We start from the raw sequence: 25042 nt of genomic DNA, 5'->3' as shown, positions 1-25042 counted from the left end.
AGTAACCTCGCTACATATTTAACACCTCTGAAAATGCATTTTTTTTAGGTTTGCCGCCGCCACCGGTTAATCGATTACGTGATGCTGGATCAAGGCCAAGCATTGCCCCATATGAAGCCATTTGTTTTGAGGCTTCATTTAAAACAGTGGCCGCTGGATTTTTAGAAACCCCCATTGCTGTTGCAACCGTAATTCCATTTAAAACAATATCTTCCTGAGCTAATCGCATGTTGTGATATGCAATACAAAACATTTCTACGTTATGCATATCCGTCAGTGTGAGTGTTTTTCGCTTGAGCAATTCCGGGATAATGGATTTCCAAATAACTACAGCATGCTTCATATTTTCCATATACACAGGCGCATCAATATCAATAATGCCGTCAAAATCATTACTTGCAGCTGGCTTTACCTTGGGTTTGCGACCTGCACCCGCTACCGCATTTACTCCACCCATGTCAACACCCTGAATTTTTAATTTCGCTCACGTAAAAATGAACTTAAGGGGGCGGTCATTTAAGAGCAGAGCTCTCAACTTTTCCATATCCCCCTCCCCATTGACATAAGTACAGCCGCTCAAACTCTTCTCGAGTTATTTCTTTGTAGTGTACTAATTCATTTGGATCAAACACCGACCAGACTGTCCGATCTGACTCACTGCTCAAGTCACAACCTTCAGGCACTTGCTCACTAGCTTTAATCATTTCTTTCCTTCCGTCGCTGTCTTCTCTCTATGGCACGGCGTGCACAATGATTGAAGATTATCTGGGTCATCTGTTCCGCCACGTGCTTTAGCCTTGATGTGATCGACATCTGTAGCTTCAGCTATTCGGCCTTTTGCTTTACATGCAACACAAAGATAGTTATCACGCTTTAAGATACGTTCACGCAACTTACGCCATGCATGGCCATAGCCACGCTCAGTTGTAGAACCCGATCGATCTACACGACGAGTCCAGCCACTGCGCTTTGATGCATGCTCATCACAATATCCTTTCTGACTACGCGACTTAACCAAGTTAGCGCAACCCCATTCACGGCATGGTCGACTCATGAACAAACTCCACCGTTACTTTGCCACGCAATAATCGAGTGTATATCTCACCTTTGCGTCGACTCTTCTTGGTTAAACGACGATGCGGCACAAAACAAACTAAACCTTGTTCTTCATTTGCCCACATCACACATTCAATGCGATTACCATCCACATGTACATGTCGAAGGCCTTTACCATCTTTTGCACTATGAAACATATCTAATCATCCAGATAACCAGACTTAGGTGTGTCTTCATCACCATCAACATCAAACCGAGCAATCAACTCACTGTTCTGGTCCATGATCTGAGCCATGACTTTGTTCTGTTCTGTTTGCAGGTTCATTTGAGCTTTCATTGTTTGAAGCAGCTCGACCAGTAAGCCGTTGCAAGCACAACTGCATGCGCTGTTTTGCTCGTTCTGTTTGTTGTTTAATCCACTCACGTCTTTCCTCACATGATTTGCATGTCATCTGAATCACCCACAGTCACTATGATTTCACTCAGCAAATGATCATTAGGCCGATCTACTGTAGATATATTCACAAATGCCAGCTCAATATCTGTAATCGCCAAACCTGTTTCAGCCTCAAACAATCGTTTGCGACTGGTTATATCTCTATGCAGTTCACGCTTAAATGCATCGAGTCTTGCCTGGTCATCTGTATTCACGGCGCTCACCCTGTTTAAGTGATTCTTCAATGTTATTGATTAATCTGTTCTGTTTTTTAATGAGTGCTGTAATTGTATTTAGCTCATCGAAGTTCAGGTCTTGCGGATGAACCTGCTGCAATGCCGTAACATTGGCTTTATACCGATTAAGGTTTCGCTGCGCTTCGATCACATCCATAAGACACCACCAATAAGAAAAGAAAAACCCCTCAACATCTGTAGCTGTGAGGGGCTTTATGTGCCGTAATACGTCCGGCAAATGTCACCGAAGTGACAAGGGTCTATTTAACTTCTTTCAAACAATCCCGACACACCTTGATTTCTTCATCATCAATCGTGTAATCGATTTCAGTGGCACCATGCAGGCCGAATAAACACATTAATAATCGGAGCATTACTTTTCTCCATGCAAAAAAAAGCCCACTTCAGCAGTAGATTGAGGTGGGCTTAAACTAAGGACCTTGGAGGGTCATTCAGAAACTACAGCTGTTTCTAGCATCAATCATGCATACTTGTTCGTGAATTTTTTGTGAACAAAATTCATTAAAAAAGCCCGCTTAACTCGGGGAAGTTAAACGGACTAGTATGGGGTATCATCTTTTTTATTTTTTTATTGCGCTTTCTCTTTGGAGCAAAAAAAATATATCACTAGGCTTTGATTTACAAAGTATAGAGAATTTGGAGAAACTGTTTTCCTGTGTCTGCTTTTGGTTATTTTTTGATCTTTGTTAGACAATCATCATTAAATCTAATCTGAGTGCCCTGATATTGCTTACACATGACANAAAAAAATATATCACTAGGCTTTGATTTACAAAGTATAGAGAATTTGGAGAAACTGTTTTCCTGTGTCTGCTTTTGGTTATTTTTTGATCTTTGTTAGACAATCATCATTAAATCTAATCTGAGTGCCCTGATATTGCTTACACATGACATTTCTCAGGGCATTAAAAAAGCCCACCATTTGGCGAGCTTTTAAATCAATCTATTCTTTAACGTAAACTTCGATCACTATTGCTGAAATCTATTTTCTTTCAAAATTAGTCAATATTACTTTTTCCCAATAATTTAGACTTAATTTTTTCTGCGAATTTTTCTTGTTTCTCCATGATTCTTTGATTCACCATTTCATCTTCTGGCAAGCCCATCTCTTTCCTTAATTCTTTTTGCAAGTCTAAAGCTTTAAGACCATAAATTTTCAGAATATCCATAAGATTTATTATTATTTTCAACCTATTTTCATTATCTTCTTTAGGAACATACCATTCATCAATACAGTCATTTATTTTACTCAAATCCAGTGTGAACTGCATTGTAAAATCAAACAATTTTTCTTTTGTTAATGGATTGGAAATAAAACTAGCCTCATGCAGTGCTGCTATTAATTCAGTTAAGGCTAAAGCATAATTCCTATTAAAATCTTTTCTTTTTTCAAAATTACGAAAAGAGTTTGCCGCCATTAAATAATTTTGCCATTTCCTAACTAGATTAAGATACACATCTCTTTTTGCTTCAGCTAATTTATCGGCTTTATGGGCATTTAACGTAGCTTTTGCAGTAATAAGTATTGAAGCTAATAAGAATAACCCGCCTATTGCTGCTGCCCATAACGTATAATTTGCTTGAATTTGAGCGCCTTGTATAGTTGCTGATGCAGTTATTAACTCTTCCATATTATAAAATCATCACTCAAATGTATTAAAGCCACCTTTCAATAAACCCTTCCATTCAATTCGTTGGTTTCCGTATATACACTTCAGCTTGATCTGTGGCATCGCACAACTTTATATCTTTGGATATCCAAAATCTGTACTCAGCATCACCAACAATATATCTCTGCTTATAGTATTCCGAGGTCTTATTTTCTTCGACTTCCTTCGCATTAAAGAATCGTTTGTCTAACTCAACTACTTGACCAGCTAAGTCGCCCCCAATACATATGTTCAATTCAATTGCCTGGTAATTTATGACTGAAACAGAGTACCACCAAATGCAAAAAAACCCATCGAATGATGAGCCACTTTTCTCTAAAAAATAAAGCCCACATTATAGTGGGCTTTGATCATCTACCTCGCTATAGCGGGTGATGTCTTTAACGGAGATCAATCCATTAGTCTTTGTATAGCTACTCTGACTGTTCGATAAATATGCCATGGCAATGAGTAACTAACAAGACAAAATATTACATTTTTCAAATATTTCAGACATTAAAAAACCTGCGCTAAGCAGGTTTTTTTGTACAAGTTTGAGTAGCTTGCTTGTACCAAATATATGGAGATCAATCCAAAATGGTCAACTGTATGTAACTACGCCGACCTTAACATAAATATGCCATGTTGCTGTATACAAGTCAAATGCTATTATCAGAAATCTAATTAAACAAAAATTTAGGATAATCATGCCACTAGAAAGAAAATTTGAAGATGCTAATTTTAAATTGCGCTTTGTTAATCCCGATGGATCAACATCAATAGAAAATGTAACTCAACAGGACATCGATGATTTCTGTAATGCATTTAATATCGATTCTTATGCTCCAGGCCGTATTAGCACCTTGTTTAAATTTGAGGTATTAAGCTTATCCAAGCAAGGGATTAACCCTAAAATTATCTTAGAAGAAATTTCTAATCTAGAATCAGCCGTCTCACTTTCCAGAACCAAACCTGAAACAGTTTTTAATCACCCGCCTTTAAAAGGATTACACCATAAACACTTTTTACCAAACTCTATATCTTCTATTGCAATAAACATGGACAATGGCGCAGGTGGAGATAAGGGCCGAAGGAAAATCCTTGAAGATTTGATAAAAGAGTCAGGTGAAACTGTATTTACCAAGGATTTAATAAAAGAAATTATTAAGTCAGTGACTACCGACCCTTTTAAATCCCGTAGTGATCAAAATAGATTAACTGGTGAATGGATCATCTATTTGCCATACCAAGATCAGAATTATTATCTATCAGCTTGCAAGCACTCCACCAGAGAGGACCCTCGCGATGAAAAAATTTATTCAAATATCGATACAGTAGTTTTTAGAGAGTGGCCTGAATTAAAAACTCATCTTCAAGCCATAAATTCATAGTTTTAATTGTAATTTCAGGCTAGATCTTCCAGTCGGCAGTCTAACCAAGACTCGGCTGCCAGTAAATATCCATCAATTTTATATCTAGCCACGGCGGTCTTTTGCGCAAGCACCGCCACCGGATACCCCTTCAAATAATGGAACTCAATCCACTGGTACAGGTCCGGCCGTGAAAACCTTAACTGAGTCACCAGGTGATCAATAGCCACCAAAGCATCATCATCAAGCACCACTTGAACACCCGATGACTTCACCCCTTCTTTTAAACGCATCAAACCATATGTAGGTGAGGTATAAGTCAATTCACTTGGATTATAAGAAGCATGACGCGCCCATTTACCCCACTGAGCCAATTCATTCTGCATCATTCGAACTGTTGGTTTTACTTCTACAATTGCGCTCATTTATATTCTTTCCTTAAACCTTCCAAAATCTTTTAAAAACCAACATAGCCGCATCACGTGCATGCTCATTCGTGCGACCGGTCCAGCCGGTCATACGTTTAAAATCATCCGCTTTCTTTTTTGTTGCATTAGCAGCTGGGTGAATCATCTTGAAATGAATGCCCTGCTCTTTACACCAGTCTTCCCAAATCTGCGCATCACGCTTAACTGATCCAACACCTTCTCGTACTCCAGCACCGCTTTTTGCTTGACGAGCATCCATGCTGCCGAACCAGGTGCGTTTTCGTGCATCTTCGATATAGAGAAAAATATTGTCCTTGCCATCTGAATTAATGCGATCCCGTATTTGTTCCATGGCTTGAGTAATAGAGAGTGATTCCACTTGCTCAAGCTCCCCGCCGTTGCCACGATCTATAGCAACGGCGAAGCCTGTATGAACACCAGTATCGATACCGATGAGGATTTTCAAATCACAAACTCCTTGTCACCTTTGCACCAGCACACATACCCGACCTGAACAGTTAAATTGCGGTATCCAATCCCCTGATCAAAATCAAATAACCGGTCGCCGTGGATATACTTCAATTGCAGATAAAAAGGTTGCTCCATCAAGAAAGACTCATACTCTTTTCGGGCATCTTGCTGTATTAAACTCATGCGGCACCTCGATATGTATTCTCATGCTTAAAGTTTGCTTCAACCAAGGCACGAGATAATTGAGGACAAACTGAATTACCCACCATTCGAGTTTGCTCGGTTTTAGTCAGGCGGATTTCATTGCCGTGCTCATCAATTCCTTTTTCAAAAACGTAAGATTCTGGAAAACCTTGTGCTTTAAAAAGCTCAACTGGTTGTAGCATTCGAAAACCAATATCAATAATCTGATACTGCTGTTGTTGGATGGTGATAAGACCAAAACGATCTTTAGTTGGAATCGTGCGCAATGGCTCAGCTAATGAGTTTCCATCCTTTTCATTTCCGTAATATGCTGTTAAAAATGCACGTACCTCTGCAAAATGATTTACTGTAGTCATTGCGTGTAGTGGCTCACTGAGTTTTTGCCCAATACAGTTTTTCTTCATCTTGGATAAATGACTGATTGCAAGAGCGCCATGGTCGTTAGTGGTAATCGGATGTATTGGAGCATTAACTACAAAGCGCTCAATACCCTTCCATATCCGGCTAAGTGTTCTAGGCTTTAAAGGTCTCTTGCGATTAAATATGCTCGGGCAATCTATTGACCAATTAATACACTCACCTGCAGTACGCCAAGGCTTTAATAATCCCTTTTGCACCTGGATGCTTTCAGGATCACCATGTGTCTTTTTTGGCCAAACAATAGGTAATCCATCTCGTCTGGCAATTAAAAAGAAACGATTTCGAATTGTTGGTGAACCATAATCACATGCCCGCAGTTCACGGTAATCAACCACATATCCTTGGCGTTTAAGTGCATTCACAAATGATTTAAAAGTACGGCCTTTTTTCTTTGGACAGGGCTTACCATCCTCACCCAAATCTCCCCATGTTTTAAACTCTTCAACGTTTTCCAACATGATTACTCTCGGACGTGTTTTTGCAGCCCATCGCAGCGCTACCCAAGCCAGACCACGGATTTCCTTTTCAACTGGTTTACTGCCTTTAGCTTTGCTGAAATGCTTGCAGTCCGGCGATAACCAAACCAGACCTACTGGTTGATTTCCAGTTGCCTCGATTGGGTCAATATCCCAAACGCTTTCACAATAATGCTTTGTATCCGGATGATTGATTCGATGCATGGCCAATGCTTTCGGATCGTGATTAATTGCCACATCAACAGGACGTTTGAATGCTTGCTCAAGACCAGTCGATGTACCGCCACCACCAGCAAAGTTATCAATAATTAGTTCGTTAGGAAGTAAGCTGAAATTCATGCTGCACCACCCACACGCTTAAACCCCTTACCAATCTTTGCTACCAATTCAGGCGGACAAGGCACCCCAGTGCGATTACGCTCATCAAAACCAAGTGCTTTTTGAGCTTTTGGTTTTACCCACATTTCTTGAACACGGCCTGCCTCTTTCGCACGGCGCAGGTAATCTTGATAGATATCTTTAAATGCGAAATGAGCTGATTTTTGCCCTTCAACGTTTAATACGTGGCGAACCTCTTCCAAAGTAACTTTCGCCAATTTGGTAATCGGAGTTGATGGATCTGATTCAAACTGCATTGCTTTAGCCCAAGCCATATCCGCAGTCCACCAGTCACCGCCCTGCTCACACCATGAACGGAAAGTAGGAAGGTTCTTAGGACACCATTCTTCAGAGTTCATGCGAGTAATGCCACGAGCAATGTCAGCTGGGGTTAAGCCATTCAATACCGTGCATGCCAACTGGCGAAGTTCATCATCTGCATATCCAGCATATTTTTTGGTGAATTCAGCACCATATAATTCACTCATGCGATCAAGAACCATGTCAGCCACTTCAACCGGAAAGTTCACAGCAAAAGCCTGTTCAAATAATTGAATGTTGCTCATTTAGTTTGACCTCCCACTGTGCGCATATGAGTTTCACTTGCTTGGTTACCAAAACGACGGCGTTGCGTCTGAGGTTGGTTTTGAACTTGGGTTTGTTGTTTAGGCGGATAAACACTCTGGTAACTTCCAATAATCGATGCTTCCAGCGATTGATTTGCACACTCACCAAAACCGATCAATTTTTTAATCAAAAGATTTACGGCGTTTTCAGTAAGTGGTTTTTTAATGCTGTTGCGCATATCAACAAATTGAATCCACAAATCACGATTTACATTCACCGGCAACTCAACTGATTTCGCATCAAAAGCAGCCGGTTTTTCAGAAGAGGTTTTTTTAGATTTCTCCTTGCTAATATTTGTTTTTGTATTAGTTGTTTTATAGTTGTTATTGTGGGTCGGATTTTCCGACTGCGTGCTGTCGGTTTTTCCGACTCCCCCAGTCGTTTTATCCGCATGCGGTTTTTCCGCAGTCGTTTTTTCCGACTCCCCATCAGTAACACTTTCAGGTAGGTCATTTAAGGTGTACAAAGCAGGCTGATTTTGATATTCAACGCGCTTAATCAAGCCAAGATCAACCAACTTGTCAGCACCACTTAAAACAGCATCTTTCCCATACCCGGTGAACTCAATAAACTGAGAAAGACTGATTGAGTCAGACTCTTTTTGCCATCCACGTGTTTTACGCACAATGAAGATATACATGGCAAGTGAAGAGCCTTTAAGTTTTGCCAGCATCCCTGAATCAACGAGAGCGTTTGGCATTTGGAAAGAATTTGGTATCCATTGACTCATGCCGCTACTCCCTCTACCAAGCCAGCATCACGCACCATGGCTGCTAAACGTGTAAGGCCTTTTGAGGTGATACGCGCTTGCGTAAAGACCTGTGGTCCCTTGGAGGTTTCAATAACACGTGTGACTTTTTCAGCCATCACTTTTTGATTAATACGTTTTCCGTATGCAACCAAGGTGTTATATCCATCTTTAGAGCGATACACCCAATTTTGATTAAGTAGAAATTGAATAAATACCTTTTCTGACACGCCAACAGTCTTGGCAGCATCGCGAATACAAAAAGTACTTGTTGTGGCAGCAATGTCATCAAGCGCCTGAGCCTTGGGTTCAAGCTTTTGAACTTTATGCTCAAGCTCGATTACTTTTTCTGTATACCCAAGTAATGCCTGTCGCAAAAATTCAGGATTGTTTAAATCAACAACTGGCTGAGCAGCCAATTTTTCAAGCTCACGCAAACGGTTCAATACGGCGTGACGCAACTTAATGCTATATCCAGTAATAAGCGTTTCAACCAGATCTCGTGTCAACATGTATTCAATGTAAGTCTGACCATTTTGAGGGTGTGTCCAAGGTTGGGCATACCCCACTGGGTTAATATTCAATTCCTTAAACATTGAATCGCAATCACGCTTAACATGACGTGATTCTTTACCAATTAATCCAGCAATCTCTCGATGACTCATTGTTGATGAGCGATCCGAATGTGATATATTCACAACGGAATTCAATGGTTTGATATTTTGATTTTCCAAAGCAACTTGATCTCGCACATCAAGCTGCTTACCCCAAAGGACTTGATCTCGCACATCAAGTCCTTTCTTTTTTGCTACATCCTCACTCATTTTTTCTCTCCTTTTGGCGAATTGACCAAAAAGTACTGCGGGAACTGCAATTTCACTCGTGCAGGAATGCCACGAGTCATCCAATTTTGAGTTCGCTGCCTGCTAGCTCCCACCAATTCAGCCACTTTAGATGGCCCACCTAGTTTTAAAATCATCTGTTTATCAGATTCACACATTGTTTATAGCCAAAATAATACAATTCACATTAAGTACACACTATGTGAACGTATAAGTCAATATTGTGTTTAACACATTTTGTTTACTTTGATTCATAATGGATGTGTAAAAAGGAGATCAAACCATGCATCCATCAATGAGTCGTTTATACGACATATCCGGTGCAAAACAGCCTTCAGAATTGGCGACCATATTGCTTGAGTCTGCTCAGACTATTTCAAACTGGTCCAAAAGAGGCGTGTCAAAAGCCGGAGCTATTAAAGCTTCAGCTTTGTTTAACGTGTCCGTGAATTGGATTTTGCTTGGTGAAGATACTTCTGACTCAAATACTGATGTCATTTCTCATCAAGTAACCACTCAAAGCACCGCGAACAATGCTGAGTACGCTGAAATTCCATACTTTAAGGAGATCTTAGTGTCGTGTGGCAGTGGAACGTTTAACGATGAAAATGTTCAAAAAATTCAAGAAAAAGTAACTTGTGATATTCGAGTTTTAAAGGATTACCATGTTGATCCGAGCCATGCTGTGGCATTCACAGCTTTTGGCGACTCTATGTCACCAACCATAAATGATGGATCCATTGTTTATGTGAATCTCGCCAACAAACGAATTTTGGATGGAAAGATTTATGCAATTTGCTATGGAAATCTTTTCAAGTTTAAAGCGCTTTACAATCTACCATATGGTGGTGTTCGCATAGTAAGCCTTAACCCTGTTAATGACCCTGAAATAATTTTAACTGGTGAACAGTTAGAAGCTGAAAGCTTTGAAATCATTGGTCATTGTTTCTTTACATCAAACAGACTTCCTTAACACGAATAAACATTTTCACAAAAAAAGCCGCGATTAATTCGCGGCTTTTTTATTTTTCACAAATATTCACAAAATAAATTTCACATAATTCACATCGATTTGATTGACAGTTGTAAACATGGTGTTTATATTTAGTTCACAAGATAAACAAAAAGCCCTGAAACTTCCTACGGCGACAGGGCTTTTTACTCAAAGAGTGAAACGAGTATGAACCACCAACCATCCCACAGTCAAACACCTACGTTTGACACTAACAAAAGTCAAACGACTGCAATCCTTCACCAGGAACCAACGTACGAAGAAATGTACGGCAAGCCTGTGAACATTTTTGCAAACCTTTGCTCATTCCTTTTAATCCTAATCACAGTTCTGGCCTTGTCTTACATGTACCTACGCAGCTCTGAACGTGAAGTGCAATATCAAAATGAACAGTCTTTGGCGCGCCAGGCTGAATACAAAGGAGCGAATCAACAATGACAACTCTTTTCTCTGCTGAATTCTTTGATGCCAATAAAGGTACGGCGTATCACAAAGCCTTGGCTCAATTTGAAAAGCCATTGCTTAAAGAAGTGTTAATTCGCTGCCATGGCAATCAAACAAAAGCGGCCGAAATCCTTGGCTTGAACCGCGGCACCCTGCGCAAAAAATTAATACAACACGGCTTACACAACTAAGTTTTGGAGAATAACCATGTCTAAAAACAAAACCTCTTTTGCTCAAACTCTGCAAAATTTGCGTCACGGCACTGTGGCTGAAGAAATTGACGAGCTTCTTACCGAAGCGCTTCAAGCAACTGCCGATACCGGTAAGCAAAGTAAGGTCACTATTTCTTTGACCATCAAGCCAAATGGCAACGGCGTATACAAAATCATGGATGACGTTAAATCGATTCTTCCTAAGTTTGATAAAGAGCCAACGGTTCTATTCACCGATGGTAAACAGCAACTTGTACGTGAGGATCCTCGCCAACAAAAACTAAACCTTGAACAAATCCAGTCAAGTGGACCAGTAGATGTGAAAGCACTGCCGGAAACACAAAAACCAACTTTCAAAACTCTTAGCTAATTAAAAGGTTTCAACAACATGAATAACTCTGAACAAAATAATCAAGTGGTTACAGCAATGCATAAAGATGCTTTCAAAATTGGTCAAACATCTCTTCAATCTGCTGGTGGTATCCTTCCGTTTGTAGTTGCACCTGAAGGCAGTGAGGTTCATGCCTTTACAGAAACGCTTGAGCGACCAATTCAACTTGATCAGAAAACAACTTTGCATACAGCCAAAGACCTTATTGCTTACGTTAATCGTTTTGGTGATAAAAATTCTGTGGTTTTTGTTGATGTACTTGGCGGTAAAATTCAGGCCGTTTTAGATTTTCATGAAGCTAAAGAAGTTGCTGGTTACGGCTCAAATGCACTTCAACGTCACTGCAGTCATATTGCCAACTTCTATGTGAAGCAAACACCAGAATTTGAAAAAGTTAAAATGAACTCCGGCAAAAAAATGACACAAATGGATTTTGCATTATTCCTTGAGGATGTAATGCCGTATGTCAATCAGCCTGCCGCTGCTGAACTGTATGAAATCGTTAATACCCTTCAAGCCAAAACTAATATCGACTTTAAATCTGGTACTCGTACTGACAATGGCCAGGTGTCACTGACTTATAACGAAAATATTGAAGCTAGTGCTGGTCGCCAGGGAAATTTAAATATTCCTGAACAAATTGTATTTGGTATTCAAGTCCATCGTGGTGGCGAGCACTATGCCCTTCCTGCTCGTTTCCGCTACCGCATTAAAGATGGAAATATTGTTTTGTGGTACGACTTGGATCAGCTCGAAAAAGCAATTGAAAAATCCATGGAAGATACTGTGACTTATATCCGTGAAGGCAAAACTATCCGCAATGCAGATGACACTGAAACGGTATTACCAGGTGTGCCTGATTTTGTGACCATCCTTGAAGGTTCGGCAAATATCTAACCAATGGCATAGATGACCATGCAAGGAGCATGGTCATTTAGAGGATATCGAAATGAATTACTTATCCATTGAACCTGAAGGAACTAAGCAAATTCACATCCAACTTGCCGGACCATTTGAAACATGGCTTTTAAACGGCGGTTACCAGGCTAAATTTATTAAACATGTCCCATGCGTACGCTACAGCATGCCAAATAAAGAAACACTGGAAATTGATGGTACCGGAAAGATGAATGCTGCCGCACAGAAACGCTATGCGATTTTTCTTAAGCAGTATTTGAAAGTGGGTAAATCGTTAATCGAGTCTTTGCGTGCTCAGGCACCAAAAATATTGAAGGTGGCGGCGTGATGATTGGAGCTCAAATCAAACCTGACTACTCGGAAGCAGTTGCAAAATTTGTAGCGAATGGTGGCCAGATTAAGCCGGCTGTGAATACCGATAAAGCTATCGAGTGGAATCAACCCGTTTCTACAGGTGGTTTAAAAAATAATATCCCACTTCGTAAGGCAGCCGAAGCTAAAGGCTTAAAGACGTATGTACCTTATGCACCTTGTGAAAAATGTGGTAGCTCGGAACGCTCAGTCAAAACCAATGCTTGCATTCTGTGCGACCGACGCAGAGCAAGAGCCAAAACAGGTTTGAGTCTTAAAAATTTGGAAGCCATTGGGCATTACCTACTGGATAAAGGCGAATCGGTTGAGTTTACCAGTGGCGGTAAAAAGTACGTTTTGAAAGTTGAGGTGGTGTGATGGATTTACAGAAAGAAAGAGAAGCGTTTGAAGCTGAGTTTAAAAAAACAGATTTTTATAAAATGAACCTTGTGAACTGCTTTTGTTTTATTACTGATCGATATGTTTGGGATGAGGTTCAGGCAGCATGGGAAATGTGGCAAGCAGCCAAAGCCCAAGCGGTGCCGGAATGGATTTCAACTTCTGATCGGATGCCCGAAGAGGGTGAAGAAGTTTTTGTGCATAGCCTTGGGCAAGTTCGACAAGTAACACGTGATTCAAAATGGGCTGGCGGCTTTAAAGAGAGAAATTGCTACGGATGGCAGGCGGCTTACGGTCAATCGCACTGGATGCCAAAGAGCATTGAATTGCCTGAGCAATACCATTTCTACTACGAAAATGATGCAAAGCAAAAAGCCATGATCGAAGCACAGGAGCAAGGCCATGGTTGATTTATGTGAGGTTTGTTCAATTAATCAAAGCAACCCTGACAAGGGCGATGGAATGATTATTTGTGATGACTGTGATCATTATTTTGATTGTATGTCGGAGGCTGACAATGGTTTATCCGATGCTTGGTCAAATTTTGAAAAAGCCAATCCTGATAAAAAGTGCACAACTTGTATGGACTGTGGAGAGTGGGTTGCTCTCAAAGAGATCACCGAAAATGATTCATGTTCTAAGTGTGGTGGTGATATTTATGACGAGGATGAAGCACAGGAGCCAGCCAATGACTGAAATAGAATTCAATCAAACCGGTGATTTTAGCGCTGTGAGTGCTGCTAAAAAATGGTTGCAAGATCATGGCTATAGCTACGGCTCAATGTGCATGGATATGCCAATTGGGATTTTAAAAGGCAGTTGGTGTATCGCGAAATGGCGCAACTTAACACCCAGGGAGCGCAATCAGCTCGACGGAAAGTTAATTTCCCCTGATTTTAGAAATGGGCCTGTTGTCATTCAACTTAAAGACCATGCCACTGATGAAGAAATTAAGTCTGGCAGTCGTATTAAGCAAGGATTAAAACAATGACTGAAAAACTAGAACAAGCCAAAGACATCCGAGAATCATTAGCAGCTCGAAAAATTGGCGGTACTGGCACTCAATTCAACAGTGAAGAAACTGAGCTGCTTTATCACATTGTTGATGATTACATTGCTCGAAACGATGAAGCCAGTGTTGATGTGAAGTTGCCTTTTGAGGTTTTGCAAAGTTTGCGGGAGGTTTCTTGATGGGAGTTTTTCAAATCACTGTACATGGTGAAGCGCCTCAGCTATTTGTAGGCTCTGAGGTTGGCGGTGCAAAGATCGTATCGATCAAGGATGTAAGCCCAAAATTGGTATCCGCTTCTGAATTGGCTCAGCAGTATGGAATTAGTGTTGATGCGGTCCGTGATCGCTGTGCAGAGATCAACAAAGGTACACGCGGTAAATGCCTTTACGATCCAGAGCAGGCAAATTTGATTTTGACTACTAAGCCCGTTGCTAAGCGAGGTCGCCAACGTAAAAACTAATCCAATATCAATTTTACTTGTATACGCAAATACTTTTGCTTTGCTATTGATAGTTACCATGAATATGATAACCAAATGATTATTAATACAAAGCATGTAGTGAAAATATGATTCAAGAAAGACTCAAAAGCTTAGGAGTGGGGTGGGTAGAACTAATTGGCATGGTCACCTCATTTCTTTTTATTACAGGAGTGAGTTATTACTATGGTTATTATGAGGCTGGATTAAATAGTGATTGGATTATAAATTTATTAACTACTAAAGAATTATTGATTTCGAATATTAGGCTTGGAGCAGGTGTAATTTTAGCCTTAATGTATTTTGAAGCTCTTTTTGACAAACAATCTCCTATCTCTCCAAAAAAAGTTTTGATAATTGGTAATTCGGCTCTTATTACACTTTTAATCTTTTGGGCTATATTTAAAGAGACTAATACTATTTGGGAATCTTTATCATATTTAGCAGTCTTTAATGCTCTATATGGAATTATCTATTATAAGTTTCTAGGTAAAATGATATGTGTTTCATTAATTCTATTCGTAGCACCATTTATTAATGGGGTTGTGGCTTTTAATAAAAAAATCAACAGCAATCTTCCAATTGTTACTTTAAAAGAGGATAAAACACATTGGTATTTATTTGATACTTTTTCGGATCAAGCGATATTAATTGATAGTTTGAAGAAAGAAAAAAATATCAAAATTGTAGCAGTAAATGAATTGGACAATATAAGAGTCAAATAATCCTACGACAAACCTCATTTCTATAAGCCGAAAAGAAACCCTATTCATCAACTATTGAATAGGGATTTTTTATGCATCCATCATATCCGCAATATCTTCAACATCCGGGTTGTAGTAAGTATTCACCAGAACTTTGATATTTTTATGCCCTGTCACCTTTGCCAACACTTCTACCGGTAATTTTTGGTTATTCACAAACCGGGTAATAGCTTCATGGCGTGTGTCATGGAAATGGATATCTGATAGCCCTACTTTCGCTTTACGGCGTTCCCACATCAATCTGAAGGCATTCTCATTCTGGGGAATTAACTTATCACCCTCATGATCAATTAGATCCAGTAAAGCTAAAGCTTTTTTCGTCAATGGCACATTACGAGCATCACCATTTTTGGTTTTTGGTAAATGCACATGCCGATCATAAATTTCAGACATTTTAATGCCAAGGATTTCACCACGGCGCATCGCTGTTTCTAATGCGAATAAGAATGCCCAGGCAACATAATGCTCGGGAAGTGTTGGCACCTGGCCATGCCTATACCCTAACCCTTCAATAATTAAATCAATCTCATCATCACGGATACGGCGATTACGCGCCTTGGGCTTAGCAGGCTTCTTAATCCCCATCCATGGATTAGTCTCAAGCAGGAATAGTTCCTTTACGGCGTAGCTAAAAACTGACGAGTACAGCGCAATTTCACGCAGCACTGTATTTGCACCAACTTCTTTTAATCGCTTATTACGCCAGGCGGTTAAATGCTTGGGTGTAATGTCATGAATAGACATATCTGCCAGTGCACCAAATTTCTCATCAAATGGGCCTAATTGTTCTTTGACGTATTTGGATCCGCGAAGCTTCCGGCCCTGCTCATCATAGTATTTATGAAAAAGTGTTTTGAATGGGTAGTGTTGTTTTATGCCCTGATCTTCAGCCAGCTGATTTGCCTTTGACTCAAGTAATTTTTGCGCTGCCCACTGCTCACATTCTTTTACGGTATCTCTGGTTGCAGAATATGTTTTCCCCGCAATCATAATTTTTATTCGATAGCTTTCACCGCGCTTGATCGGCTTAGGTAATTTCATTGGTCTAAACTCAAAAATCTTGGTCTAATCTTGGTCTAAATTAAACTGCATTATCGGCAAAAAGTACCGATTANAATATGTTTTCCCCGCAATCATAATTTTTATTCGATAGCTTTCACCGCGCTTGATCGGCTTAGGTAATTTCATTGGTCTAAACTCAAAAATCTTGGTCTAATCTTGGTCTAAATTAAACTGCATTATCGGCAAAAAGTACCGATTATAAAGATAGTGCAGATAACGACATGCATTATTCAAGACAATAAAAAAGGGCTTTAAGCTACTGTTTTCGCTTAAAACCCTTATAACATAACGTTTAGAATATTGGTAGGTATAAGCAGACTCGAACTGCTGACCTCTACGATGTCAACGTAGCGCTCTAACCAACTGAGCTATACACCTAAGTGTTGTGCATCATATTCATTTTTATTTTTTAAGACAAGTGCTTTCTATTCTTTTTTAACGTATCTGCACAAGTTTTAAGCATTTCTCTAAATTGCTTTATTTGCTCGGGATTTTGCATGAATGAATATTGCTGTTGTTGATAATACTGCGCTGTTTGAGTAAATATCTGTTGCTGCTCCTGCCCGGCTGTTTCCGCCAAACGATGCATCCAGCTATAAAAAGTTTCTGCAGGCTGCTTGTGCAAGCCGGGTTCCAATTTTTTCGAAAATTGTTGAATGGCACGCTCATAAGCTGAAACCGACCGACTGTTTCGATACACAATCCAGATAAAATAAATTAACACCACCAGCAGAATACTTAATAACATAATGATGCTACTGGTATACGCGTTTTGAATACCTAACCTGGACAGCCAGCCTTGCTGCTTTTCGGCATCATAACCCACTACCTTGCTTTGCCATTGATAACTCGCGTAGTCACTCCAGATGCGCATGTTTTTCATCACTGCAAACTGGCGGTATTTCCACTTTTGCTCTTTGTTGCCCAAAATGCTGCGATCACTTTCAATATAATCCTGCATTCCACCACCTATTCGATGGGGCGCAATAATTGCTGTAGGATCAATTCTTTGCCATTTTCCATGCAACAGCACCTCTGTCCATGCATGTGCATCGAGCTGGCGTACTTCCCAACTGGCACGATCTGGTGCAAGTTGTCCGCCCTGATAGCCCACCACCACACGTGCAGGTATTCCGACATAACGCATCAGCAAAGCAAAACTGGAGGCATAATGCTCACAGAAACCACGACGTGATTGAAACAGGAATTCATCTATCCGGTTATCTCCCAATAATCCGGGATTCAGGGTATATGCAAAGTCATGCTTTCTGTACCATTGCAAAATGTTGTTTATATAGCGCTCGGGTTGCTGTCCGCTCTGCCTGAACATGTCAGATGCAAACTGGCGTGATTGCTCATCCAGGCGCCCTGGAATTTTGGTATTGATTTGTTCCAGTACGTTGGTTGTGTACACAGCCTCCTCTTGCACCTGAGCATTCCCCAGCCATTGCAATGCAATCGGCTGATTCTGCAAAATTTGGCGTACCGGCGTAATACGGCCATCGTGTTTTAACTCATAGTTCCGCTGCAATGGCCGTGATTGTTCGAGTCCCATCACCCACATCACATGAGGGTCAGCCGCTAAATACTGATAATCAAAACTGTCTTTGCTGTTCTGAAAACCTTGCATTGAGACGGGTTTTTCGTTTACAAAACTGCTGGTCCAGGTTTTACCGTCATACTGATCTAACACCATAGCTCGCCAATACAATTCATTGCGGCCTGGCAACTGGTTCATATCGCCAATAATTCGAAATGCCAGACTGGTTGACTGTGACAATTCGGCAATATCCCCCGGTGACATGCTGTCACTCATCCCGGTAACACTTTTTTGTACCGGAATCGGAATTGCCCAAAGTGGCGGCAAGCGCGGAAAAAACACGAACAGCAAGATAAAAAAAGGCAACGCCAGAATCAGGAATTTGCCCACATGTTTTGCGTCACTTTGCAATGCGCCGGATGAATTTTGCAATTGCCTGAATTCATGGGTCTGTAAACGGTACAGGCCAATCAGGCAGCTGAGTAAACAGAGCACCACCATCAACGCCATCCAGATGGACTGGCTAAACAAGAATGAACTGGCACTGACAAACATGGCAAAATTAAACAGGATAATGACATCGCGCTTATTTTTGCTTTCTAAGGCTTTGGCAAATAAAAATGTCGATAAAATGGCAACGCCGGCTTCTATGCCAATAAAAGTTTGATAGTTAAAATAAATTGCAGCCAAGGCAATGAAAGTCAGTATAAAAGTCCATATTCTGGATAAAGCCTTGCTCTGATCTTTTAAGCTATAAAATAAAAAAAGGATCATCAAGGCAAAAATAAGGCTCAATAGCAGCGGATTAAACACAACCTGTGCCAGAAGTATCAATGACAGGGTCATCAGTATCGAGGTTCTGATCTGTGCATGAATCATGATTTAAGCCTGCGCCAAAAGTTTTTTGGCCTGTAATAACTGGCTGTTACCCAGACCTGCTGCCAATTCGGCTTGCGGTAAAAAGACGGCATATGCACACTGCATTTGCTCACATTGCTCAATCAAGCCCATCATGAGACTGAGTTTTTCTTCATGCTGGGCACTTGGCATATTGCTATAATGAATTTCAATATTCATCTGCTCGTTATGCTGTTCAAACACCTTGATATATAAACCTTGTCCGCGTGCGGCCTGCTTCCAAGATACCGCTTGCAGACGATCTCCCAACTTGAAATTACGCAGCTCGCGAAATTCATCCATATCCGGTTCAAAAGTGTGCTGATGCTGCTTGTTTTCCGCATGATAAACGGCCGCTTTAGGCGCTACCCAGGAATATTCTTTTAAATAAAAATAGGTCCAGGCACGCACCAGGCCAAAAGGATAAACTGAATATACCTGAAGGGTTGGATAATCAAACCGCCCTCTTTTTTCAGTAAAAAAAGATAGGGTCATAGTGTGCTTCAATTCTGAGATGTAGATTTTTTCCAGATGCTGACTGGTTTTGACCCATAAATAACGTGGCTGCTTTTGCGCTTGCTGAAAATGGAGTTGCAAATCCAGTTGATGCCCCACCTGTCCAACCTCATTGACTGAAACTTCAAGCTTGAGCCCATGCAACTGCTTAAAAGTTAAATAAAAGCTGATACATAAAATAGCACTGACCAGAAAGCAAAAACCCAAAATCAGGTTGTTGGCATAATTTACCCCGGCAATAAAGGTCAGCAAAATCAATACCAGATACAAATAACCTTGCTGATAGATAAAAATCAAAATGTCTTTTTGCGAGAGCTGTTTGATTTTTTTAAATTGAAAGCGTTTCGCTAACCATTTTTGCCAGGGCTGGGTCAAAGGTGTAGTCAAGTGGATCACCTTTTAACTAATATGAACTTGCTGCATCAACCGCAAGGCTTCTGCTTCGCTTAAGCCCATACGATGCGACACCACAGCGGCAAACACTGCCTGCACATCATCTGGGGTCACATAACTACGCTGTTCAATAAAAGCATGCGCCTGGGCTGCTTTTTTCAAGGCCAGCAATCCACGAGTCGATAAACCATGCGGTCTTTTGCGGGTTTCAGTCGCCAGATCCAGCAGATAATCCAGCACTGCATCGGCAATATAAACCTGTGTCACCAGCTGTTGTATCGCCAGAATTTCATGTTCATTAAAAACGTGTTGCAAGGTTGAAATCAGGGCATAGCGGGAATCTTGCTGTAATAACAGTTTTTCTGCCGAACGCGATGGATAGCCCAGTGACAAGCGCATCAAAAAACGGTCGAGCTGGGATTCGGGCAAGCTATAAGTTCCACTCTGGAACAAGGGATTTTGGGTAGCAATCACCCAAAAAGGTTGCGGCAAGTCATAACGCACTCCATCTACCGTCACCCGTCCCTCTTCCATGGCTTCCAGCAAGGCACTTTGCGTTTTGGGACTACAGCGGTTAATTTCATCGGCCAGCAAGATCTGGGTAAAAATAGGTCCCTGCTTGAATTCAAACTGATGTTCTTTTTGATTAAATATGTTCACCCCAATCACATCACTGGCGAGCATGTCATTGGTAAACTGGATACGCTGAAACTTCAATCCGGCAATATGCGACAAGGCACTGGACAAGGTGGTTTTACCCAGACCCGGCAAATCTTCAAACAGCACATGTCCACCAGACAGCAGACAACATAAAGCCAGTTTGGTTTGTTGTTCTTTATCCAGAATAATGCTGTTGATTTGAGTCAAGAATGCCTGAATTTTTGTCGCAAAAAATTCCACCTGAAAATTCAGCTCTTGCTGCGCTGGTGTGAGTTCTTGTTTTTGAACTTTATTCGTACCCCAAATCACACTCTTTCCTCAATAAAAAACGGTGCATGATTAACATACACCGTTTTCCGGTTTTTCCAAACAAATCAGAAGATTTCAGACCAACATATCTTCAGCTTAGCAAGGACATTTCTTCATTCCGCCACTTGCACTTGGATAACGCGCATCCACACAGTGACGGTAAAATGTTTTGGCATCCATTGGAACCAGGTCCGGATGGTTCTTTTCCATATGCTCCAGATAGGTCTGATAATCCGGTACACCAACCATCAGGCGAAAGCTTTGCTGCAAACGTTGCCAAATGACCTGAATAGTTTTAATGCCATTCAACATCAAAAGCTTTTTCGGTTGAGCCAGTACCGTAAACTTGATGATTTTGCCTAATGCCAGTTTCTGGCGAATTTGATCTTTTAGACTCATTTCACCTCTCCTGTCCCAATTGAATCACTGTAAATGGCTTCCGATTCCTGCACGCTTGGATTTGGATTTGCCGAGGCACGGCGAATGACGCCAATCGCAGCAAACACCATGACAATAGCCACAATCATAAAGAAACCGCACAGTACCGCATTAATCTGATTGGAGAACACAATCGTTTGCATTTCAGCAAGGTCTTTGGCTGGCTTTAAGATTTCACCGCGGGCAATCGCATCAGAGAAACGGTTGGCCTGTGCCAGGAAACCAATTTTCGGATTTTCATGGAAGATCTTTTGCCAGCCTGCAGTCATACAGGTAATGAACAGGAAAATGGTGGGAACAATCGTGATCCACACATATTTTTCTTTCTTCATTTTGAACAGAATGACCGTACCTAAAATCAGTGCCATAGCAGCCAGCATCTGGTTACCAATACCGAACAGTGGCCATAAACTGTTAATCCCGCCGAGCGGATCAACCACACCTTGGTAAACGAAGAAGCCCCAGCCTGCAACAGCAACTGCGGTACCCAATAAGTTACCAAAGAAATTGTGCGATTTTTTCACCGCAGGAATCACAATACCGACCGTATCCTGAACCATGAAACGGCAAGCACGTGTACCTGCATCCACCGCTGTTAAAATAAACAGTGCTTCAAACAGAATGGCAAAGTGATACCAGAACGCCATCATGGAACGGTTATTGAAAATTTCCGTAATAATGTGCGCCATACCAATCGCAAATGTCGGGGCACCACCGGTACGCGATAGAATTGAACTCTCACCCACTTCCTGAGCAAGCAGGGTCAAGGCTTCAGGTGTCACCACAAAGCCTAAAGTCCGCACCGCTTCTGCCGCGCTTTCAACCGTTGTACCCAGCACCGCAGCAGGTGCGTTAATTGCGAAATACACCCCAGGTTCAAGAATGGTCGCGCAAATCATCGCCATCACAGCAACGAAGGATTCCATCAGCATGCCGCCATAACCGATCACACGAATGTCCACTTCGTTATTGACCAGCTTCGGAGTCGTTCCTGAAGAAACCAAGGCATGGAAACCGGAAATGGCACCACAGGCAATGGTAATGAACAGGAACGGGAACATCGAACCAGCAAAGACAGGACCTGTACCATCCACGAAATGCGTTACCGCCGGCATTTTCATTTCAGGCAATGCCACCATAATGCCCACGGCCAGACCGGCAATTACGCCAATCTTCAAGAATGTTGAAAGATAATCACGCGGAGCAAGCAGCAACCAGACCGGCAATGCCGAAGCGATGAAACCATAAACAATCAAGCACCAGGTCAGTTGCGTGCCTGAAAGGGTAAAGATTGGTCCCCAGTACGGATCAGCTGCAACATTACCGCCATAGACAATCGCCAGCATCATCAACACAAAACCAATGATAGAGACTTCTGCGATTTTACCCGGACGGATAAAGCGCATGTAAATCCCCATAAAGACTGCAATTGGAATGGTTGCGGCAATACTGAACACGCCCCATGGACTGTTGGTCAGAGCTTTTACCACCACCAAGGCAAGCACGGCAAGAATAATGATCATGACGCCTAATGCACCCAGCATCACAACGATACCTGCGAAAGATCCAAGCTCCTGCTTTGCCATTTCACCCAGTGAACGTCCATCACGGCGGGTCGAAATAAACAGAACTAAAAAGTCCTGAACAGCGCCTGCAAGCACGACCCCGACCAGCAACCAGATGGTTCCAGGCAAGTAGCCCATCTGTGCCGCAAGAATTGGCCCGACTAAAGGCCCGGCACCGGCAATGGCGGCAAAGTGGTGTCCAAACAAAACATATTTATTGGTCGGTACATAATCCAGACCATCTGCCAGACGGTGAGCGGGGGTTAAACGTCTTGCATTGAGTTCAAAAACTTTATTGGCAATAAATAAGCTATAGAAGCGATAAGCGATGCTATAGACACAGATGGCAGCTAAAACCAGCCAAACTGCATTGACATGCTCACCTCTGCTGATGGCAAGTATTCCAAATGACACCGCACCTAGAACTGCCACCAGAAGCCACACTATTTTGGAAGTCATTGATAACTTCGGTTGAATCGTTTCCATGTAAAGCCCTCATATCTAATGCATAAATCAGCCTTAATTTTTTATTGTTCGGTATACTGCTGTTTCTTCCCTTGCGACTGTACTCCTCATATTTTGCTTTTCATCTAATACTTTGGCATAAAAAAAGGGATGATTTTGATCATCCCTTTCGATAATAGTCTATTTTAAAACCATTATGCACGTTCTAAATAGTCACCAGTACGGGTATCTACACGAACGCTTTCTTCTTGCTGTACGAATAATGGTACACGAACAACCGCGCCAGTTTCGAGTTTAGCCGGTTTGCCGCCGCCGCCAGAAGTATCACCACGTACGCCTGGATCAGTTTCCACGATTTTCAATACTACGAAGTTTGGCGCACTTACTGTCAATGGAACGCCATTGAATAACATAATTGTACACAGTTCGTTAGAATCGTCTTTTAACCATTTTGCAGCATCACCCATTGCAGTTTTGTCTGCGGCAATCTGTTCAAAAGTTTCTGGGTCCATGAAGTTCCACATTTCACCATCGTTGTACAAGTAGTTCATTTCTACTTCTACGATGTCCGCTGCTTCTAAAGAGTCACCTGATTTAAAAGTTTTTTCTAAAACTTTACCTGTTTTAAGGTTACGAAGTTTTACACGGTTGAATGCTTGACCTTTACCAGGTTTTACATATTCATTTTCCATGATTGAACATGGGTTGCCGTCAAGCATTACTTTAAGGCCTTGCTTAAAGTCATTTGTAGAATAATTGGCCATGAAAGGCTCGCTCCAAACTTACTAACTTAAATCTATTAATGCTAGACTAGCATTATTTTTAACATCTGGCATGATAAACTATTTGTATCAAGAGCAAAACTGGCAATCTCAACTGAGTGACCTGATTACGGACCCTTTAGAGTTGCTTGAAACGCTTCAGCTCTCGCCTGATCAATTATTATCAGGGGCAATCCTGGCTTCTGAAAAGTTTAAGTTGCGTGTTCCACGTGCGTTCGTCGGAAAAATGAGCATTGGTGACCCGCTTGACCCTTTGCTGTTACAAATATTGCCCCACCATCTGGAACTTGAAGATCATCCTGGATTTGTGACTGATCCTTTAAGTGAAGAACAGGCCAATCAGCAGCCAGGCGTATTACATAAATATAAATCGCGTTTTTTACTCACCTTAACCGGTGCTTGCGCAGTTCATTGTCGTTACTGTTTCCGCCGTCATTTTCCCTATCAAGAAAACCTGCCAAAAAACGAAGACTGGCTAAATATTAAACAATACATTCAAAATCAACCAGATATAAATGAAGTTATTTTGAGCGGTGGCGACCCGCTTACCCTGTCCAACCGAAAACTTGCGCTGTGGATTGATCGTCTTGAGTCCATGCCGCAAATTAAATTTTTGAGAATTCATTCACGGGTTCCGATCGTAATCCCCAACCGTGTCGACAATGAGCTGATTTCCCTGTTAAAAAACAGTAGGCTGCGCATTATTCTAGTGGTACACTCAAATCATGCCGCTGAGCTGGACGATTTTACCTGTTCCAAACTTTCAGCGTTGGTTCAACAACAAATTACCGTGCTGAATCAGGCAGTTTTATTAAAAGGGGTTAATAATTCTGCGCAACTGTTAGTGGATTTAAGTTACCGCCTGTTTGATGCAGGTGTGATGCCATACTATTTACACGTATTAGATAAAGTAAAAGGTGCCCATCATTTTGACTTAAGTCCTGAAGAAATTAATCTGATATATAAAGAGGTTTTAGAGAACCTGCCGGGATATTTGGTTCCTAAACTCGTTAGGGAAATAGCGGGCGAAAAAAATAAAACACCGCTTTTTGGAGTTTCAACTTTTTGAGTT

Annotated in this window: 35 protein-coding genes and 1 tRNA gene; 14 read left to right on the top strand and 22 right to left on the bottom strand. The window is 41.3% G+C overall.

Annotated elements, in window-relative coordinates:
- Window positions 1–10: 10 nt before the first annotated feature.
- The 7 genes from H4I94_RS09745 to H4I94_RS09715 all read right to left on the bottom strand — a co-directional run bounded on the left by H4I94_RS09745 (window position 11) and on the right by H4I94_RS09715 (window position 3380).
- On the bottom strand, window positions 11–457 hold the full coding sequence (locus tag H4I94_RS09745) for a phage terminase small subunit P27 family (RefSeq protein ID WP_261182963.1): 447 nt from the start codon (window positions 455–457) through the stop codon (window positions 11–13).
- A 243-nt stretch (window positions 458–700) separates the two neighbouring features.
- Window positions 701–1054 (bottom strand): HNH endonuclease, encoded by a 354-nt coding sequence (locus H4I94_RS09740; protein WP_261182962.1) that lies wholly within the window; start codon window positions 1052–1054, stop codon window positions 701–703.
- A complete protein-coding gene (locus tag H4I94_RS09735; RefSeq protein WP_261182961.1) occupies window positions 1035–1253 on the bottom strand; it encodes a hypothetical protein in 219 nt (72 codons plus the stop codon). Before H4I94_RS09735 ends, H4I94_RS09740 begins: the two co-directional genes overlap by 20 nt.
- 2 nt (window positions 1254–1255) lie before the next feature.
- Window positions 1256–1480 carry a hypothetical protein gene (locus H4I94_RS09730; protein WP_261182960.1) on the bottom strand — a complete coding sequence of 75 codons (225 nt, stop codon included), beginning with the start codon at window positions 1478–1480 and terminating at the stop codon, window positions 1256–1258.
- Window positions 1481–1488: 8 nt separating this feature from the next.
- Window positions 1489–1707 (bottom strand): hypothetical protein, encoded by a 219-nt coding sequence (locus H4I94_RS09725; protein ID WP_261182959.1) that lies wholly within the window; start codon window positions 1705–1707, stop codon window positions 1489–1491.
- The gene (locus H4I94_RS09720) at window positions 1694–1885 is read right to left on the bottom strand and encodes a hypothetical protein (RefSeq protein WP_261182958.1); all 192 of its coding nucleotides are present in this window, start codon (window positions 1883–1885) and stop codon (window positions 1694–1696) included. The genes H4I94_RS09725 and H4I94_RS09720 overlap by 14 nt, the downstream gene beginning before the upstream one ends.
- A gap of 862 nt (window positions 1886–2747) precedes the next feature.
- Window positions 2748–3380, bottom strand: coding sequence for a hypothetical protein (locus H4I94_RS09715; protein ID WP_261182957.1), 633 nt, complete (start codon window positions 3378–3380; stop codon window positions 2748–2750).
- 725 nt (window positions 3381–4105) lie between these two features.
- Between H4I94_RS09715 and H4I94_RS09710 the strand changes: the two genes are divergently transcribed.
- Window positions 4106–4789 (top strand): hypothetical protein, encoded by a 684-nt coding sequence (locus tag H4I94_RS09710; protein ID WP_261182956.1) that lies wholly within the window; start codon window positions 4106–4108, stop codon window positions 4787–4789.
- 14 nt (window positions 4790–4803) lie between these two features.
- Here the strand turns inward: H4I94_RS09710 and H4I94_RS09705 are convergent, their stop codons facing one another.
- From H4I94_RS09705 to H4I94_RS09675, 7 genes are read right to left on the bottom strand one after another with little or no spacing between them, the layout of a single operon-like run.
- Window positions 4804–5193 (bottom strand): antiterminator Q family protein, encoded by a 390-nt coding sequence (locus H4I94_RS09705; RefSeq protein ID WP_261182955.1) that lies wholly within the window; start codon window positions 5191–5193, stop codon window positions 4804–4806.
- Window positions 5194–5206: 13 nt separating this feature from the next.
- Window positions 5207–5662 carry a hypothetical protein gene (locus H4I94_RS09700; RefSeq protein ID WP_261182954.1) on the bottom strand — a complete coding sequence of 152 codons (456 nt, stop codon included), beginning with the start codon at window positions 5660–5662 and terminating at the stop codon, window positions 5207–5209.
- Window positions 5659–5850, bottom strand: a complete 192-nt coding sequence (locus H4I94_RS09695) for a hypothetical protein (protein WP_261182953.1) — start codon at window positions 5848–5850, stop codon at window positions 5659–5661. Before H4I94_RS09695 ends, H4I94_RS09700 begins: the two co-directional genes overlap by 4 nt.
- Complete coding sequence (locus H4I94_RS09690) at window positions 5847–7106, bottom strand: DNA cytosine methyltransferase (RefSeq protein WP_261182952.1); 1260 nt, start codon at window positions 7104–7106, stop codon at window positions 5847–5849. Before H4I94_RS09690 ends, H4I94_RS09695 begins: the two co-directional genes overlap by 4 nt.
- Window positions 7103–7711 (bottom strand): restriction endonuclease, encoded by a 609-nt coding sequence (locus H4I94_RS09685; protein WP_261182951.1) that lies wholly within the window; start codon window positions 7709–7711, stop codon window positions 7103–7105. Before H4I94_RS09685 ends, H4I94_RS09690 begins: the two co-directional genes overlap by 4 nt.
- On the bottom strand, window positions 7708–8502 hold the full coding sequence (locus H4I94_RS09680; RefSeq protein WP_261182950.1) for a replication protein: 795 nt from the start codon (window positions 8500–8502) through the stop codon (window positions 7708–7710). The genes H4I94_RS09685 and H4I94_RS09680 overlap by 4 nt, the downstream gene beginning before the upstream one ends.
- Window positions 8499–9344, bottom strand: a complete 846-nt coding sequence (locus H4I94_RS09675) for a phage regulatory protein/antirepressor Ant (RefSeq protein ID WP_261182949.1) — start codon at window positions 9342–9344, stop codon at window positions 8499–8501. Before H4I94_RS09675 ends, H4I94_RS09680 begins: the two co-directional genes overlap by 4 nt.
- A 301-nt stretch (window positions 9345–9645) precedes the next feature.
- Between H4I94_RS09675 and H4I94_RS09670 the strand changes: the two genes are divergently transcribed.
- The 12 genes from H4I94_RS09670 to H4I94_RS09615 all read left to right on the top strand — a co-directional run bounded on the left by H4I94_RS09670 (window position 9646) and on the right by H4I94_RS09615 (window position 15304).
- Window positions 9646–10335, top strand: a complete 690-nt coding sequence (locus tag H4I94_RS09670; protein WP_261182948.1) for a S24 family peptidase — start codon at window positions 9646–9648, stop codon at window positions 10333–10335.
- A 473-nt stretch (window positions 10336–10808) separates the two neighbouring features.
- The gene (locus H4I94_RS09665) at window positions 10809–11009 is read left to right on the top strand and encodes a helix-turn-helix domain-containing protein (protein WP_261182947.1); all 201 of its coding nucleotides are present in this window, start codon (window positions 10809–10811) and stop codon (window positions 11007–11009) included.
- Window positions 11010–11025: 16 nt separating this feature from the next.
- Complete coding sequence (locus H4I94_RS09660) at window positions 11026–11400, top strand: hypothetical protein (protein ID WP_261182946.1); 375 nt, start codon at window positions 11026–11028, stop codon at window positions 11398–11400.
- Between the two features lie 18 nt (window positions 11401–11418).
- Window positions 11419–12318: a YfdQ family protein gene (locus H4I94_RS09655; protein ID WP_261182945.1), complete on the top strand. Its 900-nt coding sequence runs from the start codon at window positions 11419–11421 to the stop codon at window positions 12316–12318.
- Window positions 12319–12370: 52 nt separating this feature from the next.
- Entirely contained in the window at window positions 12371–12667 is a 297-nt protein-coding gene (locus H4I94_RS09650; RefSeq protein ID WP_261182944.1) for a hypothetical protein, read from the top strand.
- Window positions 12667–13068, top strand: a complete 402-nt coding sequence (locus tag H4I94_RS09645) for a hypothetical protein (RefSeq protein WP_261182943.1) — start codon at window positions 12667–12669, stop codon at window positions 13066–13068. Before H4I94_RS09650 ends, H4I94_RS09645 begins: the two co-directional genes overlap by 1 nt.
- Complete coding sequence (locus tag H4I94_RS09640) at window positions 13068–13499, top strand: DUF551 domain-containing protein (protein ID WP_261182942.1); 432 nt, start codon at window positions 13068–13070, stop codon at window positions 13497–13499. The genes H4I94_RS09645 and H4I94_RS09640 overlap by 1 nt, the downstream gene beginning before the upstream one ends.
- Window positions 13492–13785, top strand: coding sequence for a hypothetical protein (locus H4I94_RS09635; protein ID WP_261182941.1), 294 nt, complete (start codon window positions 13492–13494; stop codon window positions 13783–13785). The genes H4I94_RS09640 and H4I94_RS09635 overlap by 8 nt, the downstream gene beginning before the upstream one ends.
- Entirely contained in the window at window positions 13778–14080 is a 303-nt protein-coding gene (locus H4I94_RS09630; RefSeq protein ID WP_261182940.1) for a hypothetical protein, read from the top strand. The genes H4I94_RS09635 and H4I94_RS09630 overlap by 8 nt, the downstream gene beginning before the upstream one ends.
- Window positions 14077–14280, top strand: coding sequence for a hypothetical protein (locus H4I94_RS09625; RefSeq protein WP_261182939.1), 204 nt, complete (start codon window positions 14077–14079; stop codon window positions 14278–14280). The genes H4I94_RS09630 and H4I94_RS09625 overlap by 4 nt, the downstream gene beginning before the upstream one ends.
- Window positions 14280–14561 carry a hypothetical protein gene (locus tag H4I94_RS09620; protein ID WP_261182938.1) on the top strand — a complete coding sequence of 94 codons (282 nt, stop codon included), beginning with the start codon at window positions 14280–14282 and terminating at the stop codon, window positions 14559–14561. The genes H4I94_RS09625 and H4I94_RS09620 overlap by 1 nt, the downstream gene beginning before the upstream one ends.
- 107 nt (window positions 14562–14668) lie before the next feature.
- Window positions 14669–15304 (top strand): hypothetical protein, encoded by a 636-nt coding sequence (locus H4I94_RS09615; RefSeq protein WP_261182937.1) that lies wholly within the window; start codon window positions 14669–14671, stop codon window positions 15302–15304.
- A 69-nt stretch (window positions 15305–15373) separates the two neighbouring features.
- On the opposite strand, the gene H4I94_RS09610 is transcribed toward H4I94_RS09615, so the two are convergent.
- The 8 genes from H4I94_RS09610 to efp form a co-directional block, all read right to left on the bottom strand.
- Window positions 15374–16384, bottom strand: coding sequence for a tyrosine-type recombinase/integrase (locus H4I94_RS09610; protein WP_261182936.1), 1011 nt, complete (start codon window positions 16382–16384; stop codon window positions 15374–15376).
- Between the two features lie 322 nt (window positions 16385–16706).
- A tRNA-Val gene (locus tag H4I94_RS09605) sits at window positions 16707–16783 on the bottom strand.
- A gap of 31 nt (window positions 16784–16814) precedes the next feature.
- Window positions 16815–18824 carry a DUF3488 and transglutaminase-like domain-containing protein gene (locus tag H4I94_RS09600; RefSeq protein ID WP_261182935.1) on the bottom strand — a complete coding sequence of 670 codons (2010 nt, stop codon included), beginning with the start codon at window positions 18822–18824 and terminating at the stop codon, window positions 16815–16817.
- A gap of 3 nt (window positions 18825–18827) precedes the next feature.
- Window positions 18828–19733 carry a DUF58 domain-containing protein gene (locus H4I94_RS09595; RefSeq protein WP_261182994.1) on the bottom strand — a complete coding sequence of 302 codons (906 nt, stop codon included), beginning with the start codon at window positions 19731–19733 and terminating at the stop codon, window positions 18828–18830.
- Between the two features lie 24 nt (window positions 19734–19757).
- Window positions 19758–20663 carry an AAA family ATPase gene (locus H4I94_RS09590; protein WP_261182993.1) on the bottom strand — a complete coding sequence of 302 codons (906 nt, stop codon included), beginning with the start codon at window positions 20661–20663 and terminating at the stop codon, window positions 19758–19760.
- A gap of 153 nt (window positions 20664–20816) precedes the next feature.
- Window positions 20817–21119, bottom strand: coding sequence for a YbdD/YjiX family protein (locus H4I94_RS09585; RefSeq protein WP_092818535.1), 303 nt, complete (start codon window positions 21117–21119; stop codon window positions 20817–20819).
- Window positions 21116–23209 (bottom strand): carbon starvation CstA family protein, encoded by a 2094-nt coding sequence (locus H4I94_RS09580; RefSeq protein ID WP_261182934.1) that lies wholly within the window; start codon window positions 23207–23209, stop codon window positions 21116–21118. Before H4I94_RS09580 ends, H4I94_RS09585 begins: the two co-directional genes overlap by 4 nt.
- A 173-nt stretch (window positions 23210–23382) precedes the next feature.
- The gene (gene efp / locus H4I94_RS09575) at window positions 23383–23952 is read right to left on the bottom strand and encodes an elongation factor P (protein WP_092818537.1); all 570 of its coding nucleotides are present in this window, start codon (window positions 23950–23952) and stop codon (window positions 23383–23385) included.
- A 70-nt stretch (window positions 23953–24022) separates the two neighbouring features.
- Between efp and epmB the strand changes: the two genes are divergently transcribed.
- A complete protein-coding gene (gene epmB, locus H4I94_RS09570; RefSeq protein ID WP_092818538.1) occupies window positions 24023–25039 on the top strand; it encodes an EF-P beta-lysylation protein EpmB in 1017 nt (338 codons plus the stop codon).
- Window positions 25040–25042 lie beyond the last annotated feature (3 nt).

Source organism: Acinetobacter sp. T_3_1, from assembly GCF_025377055.1.
Taxonomy (GTDB): domain Bacteria; phylum Pseudomonadota; class Gammaproteobacteria; order Pseudomonadales; family Moraxellaceae; genus Acinetobacter; species Acinetobacter kookii.
The sequence above is the reverse complement of the archived record's forward strand: the minus strand, read 5'-3'. Positions and strand labels throughout refer to the sequence as shown.